Here is a 2,732-nt window from a genome sequence, read left to right on the forward strand (position 1 = left end):
CTTTCTGGCCGATGCGCGCACGGCCGGCGCCGCTGCGGCCGTGGCCCACGGCGGCCTGGAGGCCGCCGGCCTGCCCGGCATCGAGGTGCCAGATACCCTCGCGGCGCTTGGCGCCCTGGCCGCTGGCTGGCGTGCCCAGTTCCGGCTGCCGCTGATCGGGGTGACCGGCAGCAACGGCAAGACCACCGTCACGCAGATGATCGCGGCGGTGCTGCAGGCCTGGAAGGGCTCGGCCGCCTTTGCGACGCAAGGCAATTTCAACAACGACATCGGCGTGCCGCTGATGCTGCTGCGGCTCAACGCGGCGCACGAGGCGGCCGTGATCGAGCTGGGCATGAACCATCCGGGCGAGATCGCGTACCTGGCCGACCTGGCCCGCCCCACGGTGGCCCTCGTCAACAACGCGCAGCGCGAGCACCTGGAGTTCATGCACACGGTCCAGGCCGTGGCCGAAGAGAACGGCTCCTGCCTCTCGGCCCTGCCCGCCGAGGGCGTGGCCGTGTTCCCGGCGGGCGATGCCTACACCGCGCTGTGGCGGCAACTGGCTGCGGGGCGCCGCTGCATCACCTTCGGCGCGGACGGGGCCGACGTGCGCTGCACCGCCGCGCGGTGGGAGGGCAGTGCCTGGCGCATCCGCATCGACACGCCGCAGGGCGGCTTCGATGCCACGCTGCGCATTGCCGGCATGCACAACGTGACCAACGCCCTGGCCGCCACGGCCTGCGCGTTGGCGGCCGGTGTGCCGCTCGACGCCGTGGCGCGCGGGCTCTCGGCCTTCATTCCGGTCAAGGGGCGCTCGCGCGCCTTCAGCGTGCCGCAGGACGGACGCGTGGTCACGGCGGTGGACGACACCTACAACGCCAACCCCGACTCCATGCGCGCCGCCATCGACGTGCTTGCCGGCCTGCCCGGCCCGCAGCTGCTGGTGCTGGGCGACATGGGCGAGGTGGGCGAGCAGGGGCCGCAGTTCCACGCCGAGGCGGGCGCCCAGGCGCGCGCCAGCGGCATCGGCAGGCTGTTCGCGCTGGGCGCGCTCAGCACTCACGCCGCGCAGGCCTACGGGCCGGATGCGCGGCATTTCGACGACATGGCATCGCTGCTCGCAGCGGTGCAGCAAGCCCTGCCCCAGGTGGGCAGCGTGCTGGTGAAGGGATCTCGGTTCATGAAGATGGAGCAGGTGGTGCAGGTGCTGGAAGCCCGTGCGGACACGACGAAGAACGCACGCGGGGGCGCCACATGCTGCTGATACTGTCGCAATGGCTGCAGGGCCTGTCGCCGGAGTTCGGGTTCTTCCGCGTCTTCCAGTACCTCACGTTCCGTGCGGTGATGGCGGCGCTCACGGCGCTGGTGATCGGGCTGGCGGCGGGGCCGAAGGTGATCCGCATGCTCACCTCGCTCAAGATCGGCCAGCCCATCCGTGGCTACGCGATGGAATCGCACCTCTCCAAGAGCGGCACGCCGACCATGGGGGGCGTGCTGATCCTGGGCTCGATCGCGATCTCCACGCTGCTGTGGTTCGACCTGTCCAACCGTTTCGTGTGGATCGTGCTGGCCGTGACCCTGGGCTTCGGCGCCATCGGCTGGGTGGACGACTGGCGCAAGGTGGTGCGCAAGGACCCGGAAGGCATGCGCTCGCGCGAGAAGTATTTCTGGCAGTCCGTCATCGGCCTGCTGGCGGCGCTCTACCTGGTGTTCAGCATTTCCGAGAACTCCAATTCGCGCGTGTTCGAACTGTTCATCACCTGGGTGCAATCCGGCTTCTCGCTGGACCTGCCGCCGCAGGCCGGGCTGCTGGTGCCGTTCTTCAAGGAAGTCAGCTACCCGCTGGGCGTGCTGGGCTTCGTGATCCTGACCTACCTCGTGATCGTGGGATCGAGCAACGCGGTCAACCTGACCGACGGCCTCGATGGCCTGGCGATCATGCCGGTCGTTATGGTGGGCTCGGCGCTGGGGCTGTTCGCCTACGTGGCTGGCAGCACGGTGTACTCCAAGTACCTGCTGTTCCCGCACATCGCCGGCGCGGGCGAATTGCTGATCTTCTGCTCGGCCATGGCCGGCGCGGGCCTGGCATTCCTGTGGTTCAACACCCACCCGGCCCAGGTGTTCATGGGCGACGTGGGCGCGCTGGCGCTGGGCGGCGCTTTGGGCACCATTGCCGTCATCGTGCGCCAGGAGATCGTGCTGGCCATCATGGGCGGCATCTTCGTGGTCGAGGCGCTTTCGGTGATGCTGCAGGTCGCTTGGTTCAAGTACACCAAGAAGCGCTACGGCCAGGGCCGGCGGCTGCTCAAGATGGCGCCGCTGCACCACCATTTCGAGAAAAGCGGCTGGAAGGAGACGCAGGTGGTCGTGCGCTTCTGGATCATCACCATGCTGCTGTGCCTGATCGGCCTGACCACGCTGAAACTGCGATGAACCCGCACGACCCCCTTCTTCCTGGCGAGGCGCCAGGCCTGCCGCAGGGTGCCGATGGCCCAGGCGAGGGGGAGGGCGCGCCCATGGTTTCGCCGTCCGGGGTGGTGCCGTTGCAGGGCATGGACGCCATGCCGCCGCGCTCCGACGCATCCGGCGCTCCCGATTCGCCCGACGTGCCCTGCATGCCCGAAAGCGTGGCGCTGGCGCCGCAGGACCAGGACGCATCCTCCGCACCGGCCCCGCAGGCACCACCCGCCCCCGCGAACGACGCGATGGCGCAGGCGCTCGCCGGCATGACCGCGCCCGCGGTCTCGGCC

General features: G+C 69.5%; 2 protein-coding genes and 1 pseudogene. All 3 read left to right on the top strand.

What is annotated here, in order from left to right:
• Nucleotides 1-1,246: UDP-N-acetylmuramoyl-tripeptide--D-alanyl-D-alanine ligase (locus tag AC27IQ_RS22075; protein ID WP_487090805.1), on the top strand; the 1,246-nt coding region annotated here is incomplete at its 5' end.
• Nucleotides 1,237-2,415, top strand: a complete 1,179-nt coding sequence (mraY, locus tag AC27IQ_RS22080) for a phospho-N-acetylmuramoyl-pentapeptide-transferase (protein WP_284393025.1) — start codon at nt 1,237-1,239, stop codon at nt 2,413-2,415. The genes AC27IQ_RS22075 and mraY, both read left to right, overlap by 10 nt.
• A gap of 83 nt (nt 2,416-2,498) precedes the next feature.
• Nucleotides 2,499-2,732: pseudogene (locus tag AC27IQ_RS22085) on the top strand (hypothetical protein); the annotation flags it as partial.

Source organism: Acidovorax sp. KPB24-07 (genome assembly GCF_057543315.1).

What these genes read in the sequence shown, in the direction of transcription:
- mraY (WP_284393025.1), top strand. Translation starts at nt 1,237, where the DNA reads ATGCTGCTGATACTGTCGCAATGGCTGCAGGGCCTGTCGCCGGAGTTC.